We start from the raw sequence: 18317 nt of genomic DNA, 5'->3' as shown, positions 1-18317 counted from the left end.
ATCGGGCTTCAGTCGGTCTCGGCCTCGGACAGGAACAGGGCGAACCGCGCCGGCTGGGCCTGCACGAGGTCGAGGCGCCCGCCGTTGGACTCGGCGAGGTCGCGGGCCAGGGCCAGGCCTAGGCCCGTGCTGCCCCCGGCGCCGCTGCTGACGGACCGCTCGAAGATGTGCGGGGCCATCGCGGCGGGCACGCCGTCGCCCTGGTCGCTGACCTCGACGATGACCGACGGGCCGGAGCGTCGCGCGTGGATGTCGACGGTGCCCCGACCGTGCACGAGGGAGTTCTCGAGCAGCGTCGAGAGGATCTGCGACAGCGCGACCGGCGTCGACCGCACGAAGAGACCACGCTCTCCGCGGACGCGCACCGAGCGTCGGGCCTGCTCGAAGGCCGGCTGCCACTCGCGCTGCAGCGCGGCGATGACCGAGTCGAGGGACACCGCCGGCGACGGGCCACCGGACCCGCGGGCCCGCCCGAGGAGGTCGTCGACGACGCGCGTCAGCCTTTCGACCTGCGCGATGGCGATGTTCGCCTCCTCCTTGACCACCTCGGCGTCGTCGGTCTCGGAGATCTCCTCCAGGCGCATCAGCAGGGCGGTCAGCGGCGTGCGCAGCTGGTGGCTGGCGTCGGCGGCGAAGTCGCGCTCGGCGGCGAGCGACTTGGTCATGTCGTGGGCGCGGCGCGTCATGACGCCGGACACCTCGTCGATCTCGGAGATGCCCGAGTGGACGGGTGTGAGGCGCGCCTCGCCGTTGGCGAAGCGCGAGGCGAGGTGGAGCAGCGCCTGGGAGGCGTCCTCGACGCGTTGGCGCCACGCCCGCGTGGCGACGAAGCCGACGCCGGCCGAGACGACCGCGACGGCGAGCATCGCGGCGGCGAACCAGCCGACGGCCACGAGGGGGTCGGGGTCGAGCCACGAGACGACCTGGTCGGGCTGCTGCGTCACGAACCACCAGACGAGGCCCGCGGCGAGCACGAGGCACAGCCCGGCCGTGACCCCCACGACGACGAACGTCATCCGGTCGAGCAGGCGCCTCATCTCACTCCGCCTGGGGACGTTCGAAGCGGAAGCCGACGCCTCGGACCGTGGCGATGTACTGCGGGGACGTGGCGTCGTCGCCGAGCTTCCGGCGCAGGACCGAGATGTGCATGTCGAGCGTCTTGGTCGACCCGAACCAGGCGGTGTCCCAGATCTCGCGCATCAGCTGCTCGCGGGAGACGACCTTGCCCTGCTCGCGCACGAGGACCCGCAGCAGGTCGAACTCCTTGGCGGTCAGCTGCAGCTCCTGGCCCTTGAACCAGGCGCGCCGGCCGTCGGAGTCGATCCGGACGAGCTCGCCGGAGGCGACGACCTCGGTGGGCGTGCGCCGCAGCAGGGCCCGTACGCGGGCGAGCAGCTCGGCGAGGCGGAACGGCTTGGTCACGTAGTCGTCGGCCCCGGCGTCGAGGCCCACGACGGTGTCGACCTCGTCGGCGCGGGCCGTGAGGATGAGGACCGGGATGGTGCGGCCCTCGGCTCGGATGCGCCGGCACACCTCGAGACCGTCGATCTTCGGCAGGCCCAGGTCGAGCAGGACGAGGTCCGGGTTCTCCTTGGCGCCGTCGAGGGCGGCCGAACCGTCCTCACGTACGTCGACGTCGTACCCCTCGCGCCGCAGCGCACGCGCCAGCGGTTCCGAGATGGCTGGGTCGTCCTCCGCCAGGAGCACTCTCGTCATGTCACCGTCCTCACATCGCTCGCGGCCGCGCCGGGACTGTCCGGAGTCGTCCGGATCGTCCTGGCGGTCCGGGGGTGGTCCGGGCCGGCCGTGGGCAGCCTATCGACAACCGGACGATTCGCACTCGCACGCACCCGCCGACGCTCCGCGGCGGGGCCCACGGCGGGGCCCACTGCGGGGCCCGCGGTCACGCTTCCGGGTCAGCGTCCGGGCCACTCCGGGCGCCGCTTCTCGGCGAAGGCGGCCACGCCCTCTCGTCGGTCGCCGGAGAAGGCGGTGGCGCGCCAGCACGCGTCCTCGATCTCGAGACCGGCCGCGAGGTCGACGTCGGCGCCGAGGCGCATGGCCCGCTTGGCGTTGCGCAGCCCGACGGGCGAGTTGGCCGCGATGACGGCCGCGAGCTCGAGGGCACGGTCGCGGGCCGTCCCCGCCGGGACCACCTCGTCGACGGCGCCGAGCTCGAGGGCCTCGGCCGCACCGAGCCGCGCCGCGGTGAAGATCGCCCGGGCCGCCCGCGACCACCCGACGCGGCGCACGAGCAGCTGGGTGCCACCGCCGCCGGGGATGACGCCGACGCCCACCTCGGGCAGCCCGACCGTCGCCGCGTCACCGGCGACGACCATGTCGCAGGACAGCGCCAGCTCGAACCCGCCACCGAGCGCGAAGCCGTCGACGGCCGCGATGGCCGGCACCGGCAGCCCGAGGACGCCGCCGTACGCGGCCCGCGCCACCGGGCGCTGCTCCATGAGGTCGGCGTCGGTGAACGCGTTGCGCTCCTTGAGGTCGGCGCCGACGCAGAAGGCCTTGGGGTGGCTCGAGGTGAGCACGACGCAGCGCACCGACGCGTCGGCGGCCACGGCACCGGTGGCGGCGGCGACCGCACGGGCCATGTCGGTCGAGACGGCGTTCATCGCCGCGGGGCGGTCGAGGACGATCTCGGCGACGTGGGCCAGGGACGGCTCGTCGAACCGCTCGACGCGGACGAGCTGCTCCGGAGTGGCGGGCGGGTCGGGCTGGGTGGTCACGACGGGTCTCCTGGCGACGGTACGAAGGGGGTGGTGGGTCCGGACGTGCGGCGACCGGTGGCCGGCGCGCGGCGCAGCAGCGACGGCGTCACCGGCCCGACGCCGCGCAGGATGCGGCGGCGCTGCCCGGTCAGCTCGAAGCCCGACATCGCCGCGAGCTCGCGCGCGAGGGTCGCGTCGACGAGGACGGTGCCGGCCTGGGCGACGGCGGTCAGGCGCGAGGCCCGGTTGACGGTGGTGCCGAAGACGTCGCCGAGGCGGGAGATGATCGGGCCACGGGCCATGCCGCAGCGCACGTCGGGCAGCACGTCGTCCTCCGTCATCGTCTCGACGAGGTCGAGGGCGATGGCGGCGGCCGGGGCGACGCCGACGGTGGTGAACAGCACCTCATCGCCGACCGTCTTGATGAGGCGGCCGCCATGGGCGGTGATGACGTCGGCCGACAGCGCCTCGAAGCGCGACACGAGCCGGGCGAGGTCGCGCTCGGACATCCGGCGCACGAGGGCCGTGAAGTTGACGAGGTCGGCGAACCCGACCGAGCGCATCTTCGTCAGCCCGTAGGACTCCGGGTCGGCGTCGGCGAGCATGCGCGACACCGTCGCCGACAGGTGCCGCCGCCACGCGTAGACGAGCAGCGGCTCGAGCCGGTCGGTCAAGGCGGCGAGGCGGCGGGCGGTCTCCTCGGCCGTCTCGATGCCGGGCACGGCGCGCGACTCCCCGGCGTCGTGCTCGTCGTGGGCGTGTGCGGCCGACCACTCGGACTCGACGGCCTCGGCGATGAGCTGGGACTGCCAGCCGGCGAGGCGGTCCGTCGAGCGCGCGAAGGCCCGGGTCATCGCGAGCGCCGTGGTCTCGTCGAGCAGACCGTCGCGGACGATGCCGGCCACGGCCGTCAGGGCCCGCTGGTCGGCCTCGGTGAACAGCTCGTCGTCGGTGTCGACGACCGGGAAGCCCAGCGCGTGCCAGAACCGGCGCGCGGACAGCAGCGACACCTCGGCGCCGCGGCTGACGTCGCGCCGGCGAAGCTCGAGCGGCCGCCCGAGCAGCTGCTCGGTGTAGTCGCGGGTGGACCGCTCGTCGGCGTCCCCGCCGTCCGGGCCCGGCTCCGTCATGGGGCCGATCATGCCAGCACCCCTGCGCTCAGCGTCGTCGCACGTGGACGACGTCGCCGGCCGCGAAGGTGCGCCGCCCCGACGGGGTGTCGACGACGAGGGCGCCGGTGTCGTCGACGGCGACCGCGGTGCCCTCGACGGCCTCCCCCACCGGTAGGTGGACGCGGACCACCTGACCCAGCGTCGAGCAGGCCTCGCGGTAGGCCTCGCGGGCGCCGTCCGCGCCGAGGCGGGCCCCGACGCCGGGGCCGACGAGGGCCGCGAGCTCGTGGAGGTAGGCCACGACGACGTCCTCGCGGCGCACCCGCACACCGGTGAGCGCCACCGACGTGGCGGTGTCGACGGGCAGCTCGTCGCGGTCCTGGTCGACGTTGACGCCGGTGCCGACGACGACGGCCCGCCGCGGCGTCGGTCCGGGCACGTCGACGAGCTCGCAGAGGATGCCGCTGACCTTGCGGTCGCCGTCCTCGGGGAGCAGGACGTCGTTGGGCCACTTGAGGCGGGGCGACAGGGCGTGCCCGGCCCGCGCGGTCGTCGCGGTGATCGCCCGCGCGAGCGCCAGGCCTGCCAGCAGGGGCAGCCAGCCGAGCCCCGACGCGTCCGACGCGTCCGTGGTGTCCGTGACGGGCACGGCCGCCGAGACCGCGACCGAGGCCCGGTCCGGAACCTCCCACACGCGCCCGAGGCGTCCGCGCCCGCCCGTCTGGTGGTCGGTGAGCACGACCCACCACAGCGCGCCGTCGGCGGAGGCGAGGCGTGACGCGTCCGGCCCGATGCCCTCGGCGGCCCCGGTCAACAGCTCGCGCAGGCGGCTGTTGGTCGACCCGATCGCGGGATGGAACTCGACCCCGCGCCATGGTTGCCCGGACGTGACCAAGGCCGCACCGACGATCTCCGGCTCCAGCGAGTTGCGCACGTATCCAAGGCTAGAGTGCGGCCATGGCAACGGATCACGCCCTGGCAGAGCCGGCCGCGGACACCCCTCCGGACACCGCATCGGGCCCGGACATGACGACGACGGCCGGCAAGCTCGCCGACCTCAAGCGTCGCGTCGCCGAGGTCGCGCACGCCGGGTCGGACCGCGCCGTCGAGAAGCAGCACGCGCGCGGCAAGAAGACGGCGCGCGAGCGCATCGCGATGCTGCTCGACGAGGGCACGTTCATCGAGATGGACAAGTACGCCCGGCACCGCAGCAACAACTTCGGCCAGGAGAAGAACCGCCCCTACGGCGACGGCGTCGTCACCGGCTACGGCACCATCGACGGCCGCCAGGTCGCCGTCTTCGCCCAGGACTTCACCGTCTTCGGCGGCTCCCTCGGCGAGGTCTTCGGCGAGAAGATCGTCAAGGTCATGGACTTCGCCATGAAGATCGGCTGCCCCGTCATCGGCCTCAACGACTCCGGCGGCGCCCGCATCCAGGAGGGCGTCGTCTCCCTCGGCCTCTACGGCGAGATCTTCCACCGCAACGTCCGGGCCTCCGGCGTCGTCCCGCAGATCAGTCTCGTCATGGGCCCCTGCGCGGGCGGCGCGGTGTACTCCCCCGCCATCACCGACTTCACCGTCATGGTCGACCAGACCTCCCACATGTTCATCACCGGCCCGGACGTCATCAAGACCGTCACCGGCGAGGACGTCGGCTTCGAGGAGCTCGGCGGCGCCAAGACGCACAACAGCAAGTCGGGCGTCGCGCACTACATGGGCAGCGACGAGCAGGACGCCATCGACTACGTCAAGGCGCTGCTGTCCTACCTGCCGAGCAACAACATGGAGACCCCGCCCTCCTTCGGCGAGGGCGAGGCCGACCTCTCGGTCACCGACACCGACCGCTGGCTCGACACGTGCATCCCGGACTCCCCCAACGTCCCGTACGACATGAAGCACGTCATCGAGCACGTCGTCGACGACGGCGACTTCCTCGAGGTGCAGCCGCTCTTCGCGCCGAACATCATCACCGGCTTCGCCCGCATCGACGGCATGTCTGTCGGCATCGTGGCCAACCAGCCGCTGCAGTTCGCCGGCTGCCTCGACATCGACGCGTCCGAGAAAGCCGCCCGGTTCGTCCGCACCTGCGACTGCTTCAACGTGCCGGTCCTGACCTTCGTCGACGTGCCCGGCTTCCTGCCCGGCACGAGCCAGGAGTGGGACGGCATCATCCGGCGCGGCGCCAAGCTCATCTACGCCTATGCCGAGGCCACCGTCCCCAAGATCACCGTCATCACCCGCAAAGCGTACGGCGGCGCCTACGACGTCATGGGCTCCAAGCACCTCGGGGCCGACATCAACCTCGCCTGGCCCACCGGGCAGATCGCCGTCATGGGCGCCCAGGGCGCCGTCAACATCCTCTACCGCAAGGAGCTCGCGGCCACCGCGGCCGAGGGCGGCGACGTCGAGGCCCACCGCGCCGAGCTCGTCGCGCACTACGAGGAGACGCTCGCCAACCCGTACATCGCGGCCGAGCGCGGGTACATCGACACCGTCATCAGCCCGTCGAACACCCGGATGAACGTCACCCGCGCGCTGCGGGCCCTGCGGAACAAGCGCGAGACGCTGCCGCCGAAGAAGCACGGGAACATCCCGCTGTGAGCACCGACGCAGCCACCGAAACCCCGCACGAGCCCGCTCTGCGCGTCGTCTCGGGCGACCCGACGCCGGAGGAGCTCGCCGCGCTCGTCACCGTGCTGTCGGCGCTCGGTGGCGGGGAGGCCGAGCCGCCCCGACGCCGCTCGCCGTGGAGCGACCCACGGTGGCGACTCGTCGGCGCGTCGGCCCGCCGCGACGGGTGGCGCACGAGCGCCCTCCCACGCTGACGCAAACCCCCTCAACACGCCCACCACGCCCCCGCAGCGAGGTGGGCGTGTCGCGTACCTCCTTGTGCCAGTTGGCGGTTCACGTCACAGCAGTCTCACCCGTTTCAGTTGGCCGGGGCGGGGGCGACTCGCCTAGGCTGTCTCCTCGTGTCCGTCGACCCCGCCTCCGCCACCCGGCTTGCCGGGCGCTACCGCCTGCGTGAGCTCATCGCCGTCGGAGGCATGGGCGAGGTGCACCTCGCCGTCGACGAGCGGCTCGGGCGCCGCGTCGCCGTGAAGATCATGTCGCGCGCCGTCTCGGAGTACTCCGACTCGGTCGAGCGGTTCCGCCGCGAGGCCGTCGTCGTCGCGCGGCTCAACCACCCGAACATCGCCCAGGTCTACGACTACGGCGTCGAGGACGGCGCCCACTACATCGTCATGGAGTACGCCGAGGGCTCCGACCTGTCGCGGGTCCTGCGTGAGCGCGGCTCGCTCGAGCCCGCCGAGGCGCTGTCGGTGACGGCCCAGGTCTGCGCGGCGCTCGCCGTCGCCCACCGGGCCGGCGTCGTGCACCGCGACATCAAGCCGGGCAACGTCATCGTCGGGCCCGACGGCTCGGTCAAGGTCACCGACTTCGGCATCGCCCGGGCGCTCGGCCAGACGGCCCTGACCGACGCCGGCACCGTCTTGGGCACGGCCCAGTACCTGCCGCCCGAGCAGGCCCGGGGCGAGTCGGCGAGCCCCGCCTCCGACCTCTACTCGCTCGGCATCCTGCTCTACCAGATGGTGACCGGCACGCCGCCGTTCACCGGTGACTCGCCCGTGGCCATCGCGATGCGCCACCTCGACGAGCCGGTCCCCGCCCCGAGTGCGGCGGTGCCCGGGCTGCCCGACGTCGTCGACCGGGTCGTCGCACGCGCCACGGCCAAGGCCCCCGGCGACCGCTACCGCGACGCCGACGCGATGGCCCGCGCCGTCCGCGCCACCGACACCACCGACGCCTTCCACCCGGCCGACGCGTCCGCCGCCTTCGCGGCGACCCGGGCCCTCGCGACGGCGGCACCGACGCGTCGGACGGCGGCCGGCACCGACCGCAGCCGCTCCGGCGACACCAGCCGCGTCTCGCGCGCCGACCTGCACGGCGCGGCGCCCACCCGCCGCCGACCCGCCCTGCTCGTCTGGGGCGCTCTCGCGGCGGTCCTCGCCACGGTGTTCGTCGGCGCCGTCGTCTACACGCTGACCTCCGGCACCGATGCCCCGGCCACGGCGTCGTCGACCAAGCGGCCCGCCCCGACCGTCGCGACGACGAGCGCGCCCGAGCCGAGCACCGCGCCGCCGACCGAGACGGCCGCGCCGGCCACCACCGATCCCGCCCCGCAGGACACCGGGCAGGGCGACGGACAGGACTCCCAGGGAGACGAGGTCCGGATCCCCGGCGACCTCGTCGGCGGCGACCCCGGCTTCGCCCGGGCCAACCTCGAGCAGCTCGGCCTCACGGTCAAGCAGGTCGAGGTGCGCTCCCGGGCCGCCGAGGGCGAGGTGCTCGCGACCTTCCCGCGCGCCGGTCGCTCGGTACCGCAGGGCAGCACCGTTGCGGTCGTCGTCAGCAAGGGTGGCGTCAAGGGCAAGGACGGCGACCCGTGGACCGTGCCCAACGGCATCGTCGGCAACAACGCCGACGACGTCGAGGCCTGGGTCGACCAGCAGGGCATCAAGGTCGTGCGCCTCGAGCTGCCCGCCGACGCCGAGAAGGGCCTCGTCATCGGCACCTACCCGGGCGCCGGTGCCACCACCCGCAGCGGCCAGCTCGTCCTCTTCGTCTCCGACGGCCCGGCCTCCGACTGACCCGTCCGGAAATCCATGGCTCCGCCACGGCGGCCTTGGGATACGTTCGGCGGGTGACCGACACCACCACCAGCACCGGCTCGGCGCCCACGACGCGCCGGCAGACCGACGTCGACCGCATCGCCGAGACCTACTTCGACGCCATGGTCGACCTCAGCCCGATCAGCGCCACCTACCTCGGCGTCCCGGGACGTGAGAACGACCTCGACGACCTCTCCCCCGCCGGCCACGCAGCGCAGTCGCAGCTGCGGCGTCGCACCCTCGCGCAGCTGGCCTCCTCCACGCCCGCCGACGACGTCGACCGGGTGACCGTCGCGGCGATGACCGAGCGGCTCGGCGTCGCCGAGGAGCGCTACGCGGCCGGCCTCGACGAGATGTCGCTCAACATCATCGCCTCGCCGCTGCAGTCGGTCCGCGACGTCTTCGACCTCATGCCGACCGACACCCGGGAGCAGTGGCGCACCCTGGCCGAGCGGCTCGGCCGGATCCCGGACGCCCTGCAGCAGTACCGCGAGTCGCTGCTCGCGGCACGCGCGCGCGGGCTCGTCACGCCGCGTCGACAGGTCGTCGCGTGCGCCGAGCAGTCCCGCGACCTCCTCGACGCCGAGGGCTACTTCACGACCGTCGTCGCCACGGCGTCGGTGGGCGAGGAGCCGCTCGACGGCGCCGGGCGCGAGCTGCTCGCGACGAACGCCCGCGCCGCCGCCGACGCCTACGGACAGTTCGCGGACTGGCTCGAGGCCGAGCTGCTCCCCCACGCACCGGAGGCCGACGCGTGCGGACGGGAGCGCTACCAGCTCGAGTCGCGTTACTTCCTCGGCGCCACGGTCGACGTCGAGGAGACCTACCGGTGGGGCCAGCAGCAGGTCGCCGACCTCCATGCCCAGATGCTCGAGATCGCCGAGGGGCTCGAGCCCGGCGCGAGCGTCGAGCGGGGCGTCGAGATCCTCGACGCCGACGAGCGCTACGTCCTGCACGGCACCGACGCGCTCAAGGCGTGGATGCAGGAGCGCGCCGACGCCGTCATCGCCGACCTCAAGGACGTCCACTTCGACATCCCGGGGCCGGTGCAGCGCATCGAGTGCCTCATCGCCCCGACGCAGACCGGTGGCATCTACTACACCGCCCCGTCGGACGACTTCAGCCGCCCCGGACGCATGTGGTGGTCGGTCCCCAAGGGCAACACCGTCTTCCGCACGTGGACCGAGCTGACGACGGTCCACCACGAGGGCGTCCCCGGCCACCACCTCCAGGTCGCCCAGACGGTCTACCGCTCCGAGCTGCTCAACCGGTGGCGTCGGCTCGAGTCGTGGGTGTCGGGCCACGGCGAGGGCTGGGCCCTCTACGCCGAGCGCCTCATGGCCGACCTCGGCTACATGGACGACCCGGGCAACCGCATGGGCTGGCTCGCCGGGCAGTCGCTGCGCGCCGCCCGCGTGGTCATCGACATCGGCGTGCACTGTGGCTTCGAGGCGCCCGAGGAGGTCGGCGGCGGCGAGTGGGACTGGGACAAGGCCTGGACCTACCTGACCCGCTACGGCTTCATGGACGAGAAGATCCTGCGCTACGAGCTCAACCGCTACCTCGGGTGGCCGGGCCAGGCGCCGAGCTACAAGATCGGCGAGCGCCTCTGGCTGCAGCTGCGCGACGAGGTCAAGGAGCGCGAGGGCGACGGCTTCGACCTCAAGGCCTTCCACCGTCGCGCGCTCGACGTAGGCGGCGTCGGTCTGGACACCCTGCGCGAGGCGGTCCTGGGCGCCTGACGCCCGTGCGTCCCTCCGGCCGGACCGGCCAGACCGGATCCGGCCGGAGGGATCCGCGCGGCCCCTGCGAGCCTCTACGATGAGGCCGCGCCAGCCACAGGGGATGGCGCACCGACCTCGCAGGAGGAACACGTGCTCCGCCACCGCTTCGCGGTGCGACGGGCTCAGGGGAACACGTCTCGCCGCGCCATGCGCCGCGCCCTGATCGTCGCCACCACCCTCGCCACATCCCTCGGTCTGGTGCCCGCCCTCGGGGCGCCGGCGCAGGCCGCCACGTACACCATCACCGGTCGCGTCACCGGCCTCAGCTCCACGGGCACGGTCGTCGGCGTGGGCGATGCCGCTCTCTGGTTCTACGACGCCGCCCGCAACGACGCCGGCAGCGTCACCTACAACGCCGACGGCACGTACACCGCCACCTTCAGCGCACCCGGCCCGTACCGGATCGAGGCGGGCTGCTGGGGCGAGATGACCTGTGCCTCGCAGTGGGGCATCGAGTGGTACGCCGACCAGGGCAGCTTCGACTCGGCCACCCCCGTCACCGCGGGCACGACCGCCACGGTCGCGGACATCCGGCTCGACCGCCGCTCGACGATCAAGGGCACCGTCAAGGACACCGCCGGTCAGCCGGTGAGCGGCTTCGACGTCATGGCGACGAAGGCCGCCGGCGGCATGTCGGTGTCGGACACCTCGGCCGCCGACGGCAGCTTCACGCTCACCGGCGTCGAGTCGGGTCCGAGCAACGTCACCGCCTCCGACCCGGCCGACCAGCACGTTTACGCCAGCGCGAGCTGGGACGGCACGAAGAGCACGAGCGACTACGTCGACTGGACCATCCCTGCCGGCACGACGGTCACCGGGGTCGACTTCGTCCTCGACCCGTGGACCGGTGTCATCGTCAAGGTGACCGATGCCTCCGGCAAGCCGCTGCAGAACATCAACTGGAACCTCTTCGAGTACCGCCCCACCGAGGGCGACTGGTTCGGGCGCCAGTACGGCCCGCTCCTCACCGGGACCGACGGCACCTTCGCCGAGCAGACCGAGGTCGGCAAGACCTACCGCATCTGTGCGTACGACACGTGGTACGACAACGGATGGGCCCCGACCACCCGCTACCAGGACCGGTGCTACGACAACGCCGCGACGCTCGAGACCGCGACCTCGTTCACGGTGACCTCCGACACCCGCAAGCGCGAGCTGACCATGGTGCTGCCGGTGGCCGGCAAGGGCCTCACCGCCCGCGAGCCGTTCGTCAGCGGGTCGTCCGCTGCTGGCAGCACGCTGACCGTCGACGCCGGGACCTGGGAGCCGTCGGGCGTGGCCCTCGGCTACCAGTGGATGCGGCAGGGCACCGACGGGCTGGTGCCGATCGCCGGCGCGACCGGGCCCAGCTTCACCACCACGAGCGACCTCGTCGGCACCTACGTCGTCGCGAAGGTCACCGGCACCCTCGCCGGCTACCGGTCCGCCGAGATGTACTCCAACGGCGTCGACGTCAAGACCACCGGCGCTGCCCTGTCGAGCCCGCTCACCGTCACCGGCAGCGGTGTCGTCGGCAGCACGTTGACCGCGACCCACGGCGCCATCTCCCCGGCCGGCGACTGGAGTCCCTCGTACACGTGGGTCGTCGGCGGGGTGCCGCGCGACACGGACTGGGGCGCCGTCCAGCCGCTGACGCTCACGAGCGACATGATGGGCAAGCGGATCACGCTGCGCATGGCGGCGTACGGCCCGACGGGCGCCGGCAGCCTCCAGCAGTCCGCGACCGGGCCCGCGGTGGCCGGTGCGCTCACAGCGCCGACCCCGACCGTCAGCGGCACCAAGGCCGTCGGCTACACCCTGACCGCCGTACCGGGCACGTGGGGCCCGGCACCGGTCACCCTGGCCTACCAGTGGTACCGCTCCGGCGCGGCCGTCAGCGGCGCCACCGCTGCGACCTACGCGCTGACGACGGCCGACCAGGGCAAGACCATGACGGTCCGGGTCACCGGCACGAAGTCCGGCTACGCGACGGCCGCGAAGACCTCGGCGGCCACCACGGCCGTCCTCGGCGCCCTCACCGCACCGACGCCGACAGTCAGCGGCACCAAGGCCGTCGGCTACACCCTGACCGCCGTGCCCGGCACCTGGGGCCCGGCACCGGTCACCCTGGCCTACCAGTGGTACCGCTCCGGCGCGGCCGTCAGCGGCGCCACCGCTGCGACCTACGCGCTGACGACGGCCGACCAGGGCAAGACCATGACGGTCCGGGTCACCGGCACGAAGTCCGGCTACGCGACGGCCGCGAAGACCTCGGCGGCCACCACGGCCGTCCTCGGCGCCCTCACCGCACCGACGCCGACAGTCAGCGGCACCAAGGCCGTCGGCTACACCCTGACCGCCGTGCCCGGCACCTGGGGCCCGGCACCGGTCACCCTGGCCTACCAGTGGTACCGCTCGGGCGCCGCGATCTCGGGCGCCACGGCCGCCACGTACAAGCTGACGACCGCCGACCAGGGCAAGGCCATGACCGTCCGCGTCACGGGCAGCAAGACCGGCTACCTCGCCGTGGCCCGCACCTCGGCCGCCACCTCCGCGGTCCTCGGAGCCTTCACCGCCCCGACGCCGACCATCTCCGGCACCCGCAAGGTGGCCTACACGCTGACGGCCGTGCCCGGAACGTGGAGCCCGACCCCGACGACCTTCAGCTACCAGTGGTACCGCTCGGGCGTGGCCATCAGCGGGGCCACGGCCCGCACGTACAAGCTGACGAGCCTCGACAAGGGCAAGTACGTCAAGGTGCGGGTCACCGGGGTGCGCTCCGGCTACCTCTCGCGTGCGGTGTACTCGGCGCAGACCGCAGCCATCGCCTGACGCTCGAAAGGCCCGAAAGGTTGCCCGGGGGCCGGGTCGTTGCAGGTTCGTGCAACGACCCGGCTCCTGGCGTGACCCTGCGACGGCGCCCGGCTACGTTGACCGAGCGCCGTCGCAGGGGGCGGCGCCGCGTGCCGCGGCCGCGGATGGACCAGTCACAGGGAAGGCCGGTCCGTCCACGGGGGCTCCGCCGCATCGCAACCGGGCCGCTCCTTCGTCGCCGAAGGAGCGGCCCGACGCCTGTCCGGGCCTCTGTCGGGCACCTGCTCGTCGCCTGCTCGTCGGCTGGTCTTCATCTCCCCGACGTCCGCCCGTCGCCCGGACCGGCGGCCCGTATGCNCTGCCGGCCCCCCCCCGACGCCTGTCCGGGCCTCTGTCGGGCACCTGCTCGTCGCCTGCTCGTCGGCTGGTCTTCATCTCCCCGACGTCCGCCCGTCGCCCGGACCGGCGGCCCGTATGCTGCCCGCATGGCGACCGAACCCCTCCCCTCCCCGGCTGAGCCCGCCCGCGTCACCATCGTCCTCGCCTCTGCCTCGCCGGCCAGGCTCGAGACGCTGCGCCGCGCCGGCATCGACCCGGTCGTCGTCGTCAGCGGCGTCGACGAGGACCTCGCCGTCGCCGAGGCCACCGATCGCTACGGACCGCTCGACCCGGCCGACATCGCGCTGCTGCTCGCCCGGGCCAAGGCCGAGGACGTCGCAGCCCGCTCGGACCTGCCGGCGGTCGTGCTCGGCTGCGACTCGGTCCTCGAGCTCGACGGGGAGATGCACGGCAAGCCGGCCGACGCCGCCGAGGCCGTCGCGCGCTGGCGTCGGATGCGGGGTCGTTCCGGGGTGCTGCACACCGGGCACTGGCTCGTCGACGACCACGAGGACGGCGGCGCGACCCTCGGGGCGACGGCATCGACGACCGTGCACTTCGCCCGCCTGTCCGACGAGGAGATCGAGGCCTACGTCGCGACGGGCGAGCCGCTGACGGTCGCGGGGGCCTTCACCATCGACGGCCTCGGGGGCGCCTTCGTCACCGCCGTCGAGGGCGACCACCACAACGTCGTCGGCCTGTCCCTGCCGCTGCTGCGCGAGCTGCTGGCCGATGCCGGCATCGACTGGTTCGACGTCGTGGGCGCGGCCCGCACCTCGGCGGCCGGTCAGGGGTAGAGGTCGTCGGTGAGGTTCTCGATGACGAGGTAGTTCTCGGTCCACCACCACATCTGCGCGAGGCCGGCGACGACGATGAGGCCGAGGACCCAGTACCGATAGCGCGCGATCCGGGGCAGCTTGAGGAACCACGCGATGACGAGCGTCATCGGGAAGGCGAGCATCGCGTACCGGATCCGGCTCGGCGTCGTGCTCGTGACGAGGAGGATGTAGGCCGGGTAGGCGCCGGCCCAGCCCCAGATCTCGGGACCCCACCGCCACGAGTGGCGCGAGAGCATGAACCACGTGAAGGCCGCGACCCCGGCGATGCCGAGCACCTGGCCGAACACGCCCCAGTAGTCGTAGAGCAGGTTCCACCAGAGGTAGAGCTTGACCTTGGTCTGGATGTTCCAGGCCAGCATCGTCTGGTTGTAGGCGTCGGGCGTCTCGGTCGCGATCGACACGATCGTCGGCCACAGCCAGGTCAGGGCGGCCGCGTAGGCGGCGAGCGCGGCCATGAGCCACCGGAAGCGCACCGGGTGCGTCCCCTCGTCCTTCTTCCACCAGCGCACGGCGGCGTGCGCGAGGATGACCGGCACCATCGCGATGACGACGTTGCGGCTCAGCGACAGCACGAGCAGCGACAGGACGACCCAGGCGTACTGGCGGCGGCGCAGCAGCCACAGCGTCAGCGTGACGCCGAGCAGCGCGGTCGACTCGGTGTAGGACGCGGAGAACGCGGGAGATGCGATGTAGAAGCACGTCGCGACGACGGCGACGATGGCCTCCCAGCGGCCGACGACCTCGTCGACGAGCTTGAAGAGCATGTGCATCGCGACGAAGCCGATGAGCGTCGAGAGCACAGGCGCGACGAGGACGAACGGCAGGCCGGTCACCTTCATGATGAGCCCGGCCGTCATCGGGAACACGGGGAAGAAGGCCCACGGGTTCATGTCGATGCCGCCCCAGCCGGCGCGCGGGAGCACGGACGGGTAGCCGTGCTCGGCGATGACGCGGTACCACTGGCCGTCCCAGTTCGTCATGGCGACGAGGTAGCCGGGGCCGGCCGGGGACGGGTAGAAGATGCGGATGTTCTGGGTGCCGATCGGCAGCGGGATCTGGTAGCGGGCCAGGTAGGTGCCCGCGACGAGCACGAACACGCGCGACACCGCGTAGACGGCGAACGGGAACCAGACCGGGAAGCGGCGCCAGAACGGCTGACGCGCCTCGCTCACCCGGTCGGGGTTCTCGAGGCGGTGACCGAGGCGCGACTCAGACCGGCGGGACGGAGCGTCGGCGGTCGCTGAAGTGACGGTCACGCCGGGAAGCATAGGCCAGACGGTGGGTCAGCTCCGAGCGCAGTTCGGCGGCCTCGATGACGGCGTCGACGACGAGGTCGGCGGCGAGCCGCTCGATGTCGACGTCCTCCTCGTACTCCCGGCGTCGCTCGGCGACGAAGTCGTTCTTGGCTTCGAGTCCCTGCTGCTGCTCGATCTCGGCGATCTTGTTCGCGTAGACGGCGTTGACGGCCGCCTCGGGGCCCATGACGGCGATGCGGGCGGTCGGCAGGGCGATCGTCGCGTCGGGCCCGAAGCCGGGGCCGCCCATCGCGTAGAGGCCCGCGCCATAGGCCTTGCGGACGACGACGCAGAACTGCGGGACGGTCGCCGAGGAGACGGCGCTGACCATCTTCGCGCCGTGGCGGATGATGCCGCCGCGCTCGACCTCGGAGCCGATCATGAACCCGGGCACGTCGGCGAGGTAGACGAGCGGGATGTTGAAGGCGTCGCAGAGCCAGATGAACCGGGCGGCCTTGTCGGCGCTGTCGGTGAACAGGACGCCACCCTTGACGAACGAGTTGTTCGCGACGATGCCCACGGTCTCGCCGCTGATGCGGCCGAAGCCGATGACGAGCTCGCCGGCCCAGAGCGGCTTCAGCTCGAAGAACGAGTCGTCGTCGACGAGGCCGTCGATGACGTCGTGGATGTCGAAGGGCACCGACTCGCGCTCGGGCACCGTGTGCTCGGTGAGCGGTTCGGACGGCTCCTCCGGGTGGTAGGTGGGCGGGGTGTCGCGCCACGTGCCAGGCACGTAGGAGAAGTAGAGCTTGGCCAGCTCGATGGCCTCGACGTCGTCGTGGGCGAGCAGGTCGCCGACGCCGGAGACGCTGCAGTGCATCCGTGCACCGCCCATCTCCTCGAGGCTGACCTTCTCCCCGACGACCATCTCGGCCATGCGGGGGCTGCCGAGGTACATGGAGGCGTTGCCCTCGACCATGATGATGAGGTCGCAGAAGCTCGGGATGTAGGCGCCACCGGCCGCGCTCGGGCCGAAGAGGCAGCAGATCTGGGGCACCTTGCCCGACAGCGCCACCTGGTTGTGGAAGATGCGACCGGCGCCGCGACGGCCCGGGAACATCTCGACCTGGTCGGTGATGCGGGCCCCGGCCGAGTCGACGAACCAGAAGACGGGCAGCTCCTCGCGCAGGGCCATCTCCGTCGCACGCACGATCTTCTCGACGGTGCGCGCGCCCCACGAGCCGGCCTTGACGGTCGGGTCGTTGGCGATGACGATCGCAGGCCTGCCGTCGACGGTGCCGCGTCCGGTGACGACGCCGTCGGCAGGCAGCCCGGGCTGGAGGGCGTTGGCGTACCGACCGTCCTCGACGAAGCTGCCCTCGTCGAAGAGGAGCGCGATGCGGTCGCGGACGTAGATCTTGCCCTGGCTGTCGAGCTTGGCCTTGGCCTTCTCCGGCGGCAGCTCGGACGCCGCGTGGGCGGCCGCGAGCCGACGCCGGACGTCGCCGACGCGCGGGTCGGGGGCGTGGTGGCCGCTCATGCGGGCAGGCCCAGGCCCCGGGCGATGAGCATCCGCTGGACCTCGGAGGTGCCCTCGCCGATCTCGAGGATCTTCGCGTCGCGGTAGAACCGGGCGACGGGGAACTCCTCCATGAAGCCGTTGCCGCCGAAGACCTGGGTCGCGATCCGGGTCGCGGCCACAGCGGCCTCGGTGGCGTACAGCTTGGCGATGGCAGCGGCGTGCTTGACCTCCTTGACCGAGCGGCGGCCCTCGTGCAGCTCGTCCTTGAGCCAGGCGGCCTTGTAGGTCAGGGCGCGGGCGGCCTCGACGCTGACGGCGAGGTCGGCGATCTGGAAGGAGACGCCCTGGTTCGCCCCGATCGGCTTGCCGAAGGCCGTGCGCGTCTTCGCGTAGTCCGTGGCCAGCTCGAGGCAGGCCTGGGCGCAGCCGACGGCGAGGGAGGCGATGGCGATGCGGCCGTCGTCGAGGGTCTTGAGGAACTGCTTGAAGCCCTCGCCCTCGGCGCCGAGCAGGTTCGAGGCGGGCACCCGGCAGTCCTCGAAGGTGAGGCCGTGGGTGTCGGAGACGTGCCAGCCGAGCTTGTGGTAGGCCGGCTCGACGATGAAGCCGGGCGTGCCGGCGGGCACCATGATCGCGGAGATCTGCGCCGCGCCGTCCGCGTTCGTGCCGGTGCGGGCGGTCACGGTGACGACCGAGGTGATGTCGGTGCCCGAGTTCGTGATGAAGGACTTGGCGCCGTTGACGACCCACTCCTCTCCGTCGCGCGCGGCCCGGGTGCGGGTCGCGCCGGCGTCCGACCCGGCCTCGGGCTCGGTGAGGCCGAAGCCGGCGAGCGCCCGGCCGGCCACGAGGTCGGGCAGGAAGCGCTGCTTCTGCTCGTCGTCGCCGTAGGTGAGGATCGGGTTGATGCCGAGCCCGACTCCGGCCGAGAGCGTGATGCCGATCGACTGGTCGACGCGGCCGAGCTCCTCGATGGCGACGCAGAGGCTCGTGAAGTCGCCCTGGCCCGGAGCGGCGCTGCCGCCGTACTCCTCGGGCACGACGAGGCCGAAGAGCCCGAGGTCGCCCATCTTGGGGACGAGGTCGGTCGGGAAGTGCGACGCCGCGTCCCACTTGGCGATGTTCGGGGCGACCTCCTTCTCGGCGAAGTCGCGGACGACCTGTCGGAAGTCCTCGTGCTCCGGGCTCAGCTCGAACATCGGTGTTCTCCTTGTGGGATGTGCTTGACGCTTACGTAAACGTAAAGCACGATCGGGGG

Annotated in this window: 14 protein-coding genes; 6 read left to right on the top strand and 8 right to left on the bottom strand. The window is 72.5% G+C overall.

The genetic code is table 11. The annotated features are described in order from the left end of the window. Window positions 1-8: 8 nt before the first annotated feature. The 5 genes from RY076_RS14495 to RY076_RS14475 form a co-directional block, all read right to left on the bottom strand. The gene (locus RY076_RS14495; RefSeq protein WP_323099285.1) at window positions 9-1037 is read right to left on the bottom strand and encodes a sensor histidine kinase; all 1029 of its coding nucleotides are present in this window, start codon (window positions 1035-1037) and stop codon (window positions 9-11) included. Window position 1038: 1 nt separating this feature from the next. After that, on the bottom strand, window positions 1039-1716 hold the full coding sequence (locus RY076_RS14490) for a response regulator transcription factor (RefSeq protein ID WP_076259350.1): 678 nt from the start codon (window positions 1714-1716) through the stop codon (window positions 1039-1041). Between the two features lie 200 nt (window positions 1717-1916). Further along, window positions 1917-2741: an enoyl-CoA hydratase/isomerase family protein gene (locus tag RY076_RS14485; RefSeq protein ID WP_323099283.1), complete on the bottom strand. Its 825-nt coding sequence runs from the start codon at window positions 2739-2741 to the stop codon at window positions 1917-1919. After that, window positions 2738-3853, bottom strand: a complete 1116-nt coding sequence (locus RY076_RS14480; RefSeq protein ID WP_323099281.1) for an adenylate/guanylate cyclase domain-containing protein — start codon at window positions 3851-3853, stop codon at window positions 2738-2740. The genes RY076_RS14485 and RY076_RS14480 overlap by 4 nt, the downstream gene beginning before the upstream one ends. A gap of 28 nt (window positions 3854-3881) precedes the next feature. Next, window positions 3882-4769 carry a biotin--[acetyl-CoA-carboxylase] ligase gene (locus RY076_RS14475; RefSeq protein WP_323099280.1) on the bottom strand — a complete coding sequence of 296 codons (888 nt, stop codon included), beginning with the start codon at window positions 4767-4769 and terminating at the stop codon, window positions 3882-3884. A 23-nt stretch (window positions 4770-4792) separates the two neighbouring features. On the opposite strand from RY076_RS14475, the gene RY076_RS14470 reads away from it, so the two are divergent. The 6 genes from RY076_RS14470 (at window position 4793) to RY076_RS14445 (ending at window position 14260) form a co-directional block, all read left to right on the top strand. Further along, window positions 4793-6436, top strand: coding sequence for an acyl-CoA carboxylase subunit beta (locus RY076_RS14470; protein ID WP_323099278.1), 1644 nt, complete (start codon window positions 4793-4795; stop codon window positions 6434-6436). After that, the gene (locus RY076_RS14465; protein WP_323099276.1) at window positions 6433-6660 is read left to right on the top strand and encodes an acyl-CoA carboxylase subunit epsilon; all 228 of its coding nucleotides are present in this window, start codon (window positions 6433-6435) and stop codon (window positions 6658-6660) included. Before RY076_RS14470 ends, RY076_RS14465 begins: the two co-directional genes overlap by 4 nt. A 147-nt stretch (window positions 6661-6807) precedes the next feature. Further along, complete coding sequence (locus RY076_RS14460) at window positions 6808-8487, top strand: protein kinase domain-containing protein (protein ID WP_323099274.1); 1680 nt, start codon at window positions 6808-6810, stop codon at window positions 8485-8487. A gap of 53 nt (window positions 8488-8540) precedes the next feature. After that, the gene (locus tag RY076_RS14455) at window positions 8541-10250 is read left to right on the top strand and encodes a DUF885 domain-containing protein (protein ID WP_323099273.1); all 1710 of its coding nucleotides are present in this window, start codon (window positions 8541-8543) and stop codon (window positions 10248-10250) included. Between the two features lie 132 nt (window positions 10251-10382). Then, entirely contained in the window at window positions 10383-13103 is a 2721-nt protein-coding gene (locus RY076_RS14450) for a carboxypeptidase regulatory-like domain-containing protein (RefSeq protein WP_323099271.1), read from the top strand. 467 nt (window positions 13104-13570) lie between these two features. Further along, the gene (locus RY076_RS14445; RefSeq protein ID WP_323099270.1) at window positions 13571-14260 is read left to right on the top strand and encodes a Maf family protein; all 690 of its coding nucleotides are present in this window, start codon (window positions 13571-13573) and stop codon (window positions 14258-14260) included. On the opposite strand, the gene RY076_RS14440 is transcribed toward RY076_RS14445, so the two are convergent. Genes RY076_RS14440 through RY076_RS14430 form a run of 3 tightly spaced genes read right to left on the bottom strand, consistent with a single transcriptional unit; the run spans window position 14251 to window position 18258 of the window. Further along, window positions 14251-15558, bottom strand: a complete 1308-nt coding sequence (locus tag RY076_RS14440; RefSeq protein ID WP_323099268.1) for a hypothetical protein — start codon at window positions 15556-15558, stop codon at window positions 14251-14253. The two genes, RY076_RS14445 and RY076_RS14440, sit on opposite strands and share 10 nt — an antisense overlap. Next, window positions 15512-17077 (bottom strand): acyl-CoA carboxylase subunit beta, encoded by a 1566-nt coding sequence (locus RY076_RS14435; protein WP_323099266.1) that lies wholly within the window; start codon window positions 17075-17077, stop codon window positions 15512-15514. The genes RY076_RS14440 and RY076_RS14435 overlap by 47 nt, the downstream gene beginning before the upstream one ends. Further along, window positions 17074-18258, bottom strand: coding sequence for an acyl-CoA dehydrogenase family protein (locus tag RY076_RS14430; RefSeq protein WP_323099260.1), 1185 nt, complete (start codon window positions 18256-18258; stop codon window positions 17074-17076). The genes RY076_RS14435 and RY076_RS14430 overlap by 4 nt, the downstream gene beginning before the upstream one ends. Window positions 18259-18317 lie beyond the last annotated feature (59 nt).

This window comes from Intrasporangium zincisolvens, from assembly GCF_034724055.1.
GTDB classification, from domain to species: domain Bacteria; phylum Actinomycetota; class Actinomycetes; order Actinomycetales; family Dermatophilaceae; genus Monashia; species Monashia zincisolvens.
This window is presented reverse-complemented; position numbering and strand designations above follow the sequence as displayed.

Bases quoted from the DNA above. Each gene is read 5' to 3' on its own strand.
- RY076_RS14435 (WP_323099266.1), bottom strand. From the start codon at position 17,077: ATGAGCGGCCACCACGCCCCCGACCCGCGCGTCGGCGACGTCCGGCGT.
- RY076_RS14490 (WP_076259350.1), bottom strand. From the start codon at position 1,716: ATGACGAGAGTGCTCCTGGCGGAGGACGACCCAGCCATCTCGGAACCG.
- RY076_RS14445 (WP_323099270.1), top strand. From the start codon at position 13,571: ATGGCGACCGAACCCCTCCCCTCCCCGGCTGAGCCCGCCCGCGTCACC.
- RY076_RS14470 (WP_323099278.1), top strand. From the start codon at position 4,793: ATGGCAACGGATCACGCCCTGGCAGAGCCGGCCGCGGACACCCCTCCG.
- RY076_RS14430 (WP_323099260.1), bottom strand. From the start codon at position 18,258: ATGTTCGAGCTGAGCCCGGAGCACGAGGACTTCCGACAGGTCGTCCGC.
- RY076_RS14480 (WP_323099281.1), bottom strand. From the start codon at position 3,853: ATGACGGAGCCGGGCCCGGACGGCGGGGACGCCGACGAGCGGTCCACC.
- RY076_RS14495 (WP_323099285.1), bottom strand. From the start codon at position 1,037: ATGAGGCGCCTGCTCGACCGGATGACGTTCGTCGTCGTGGGGGTCACG.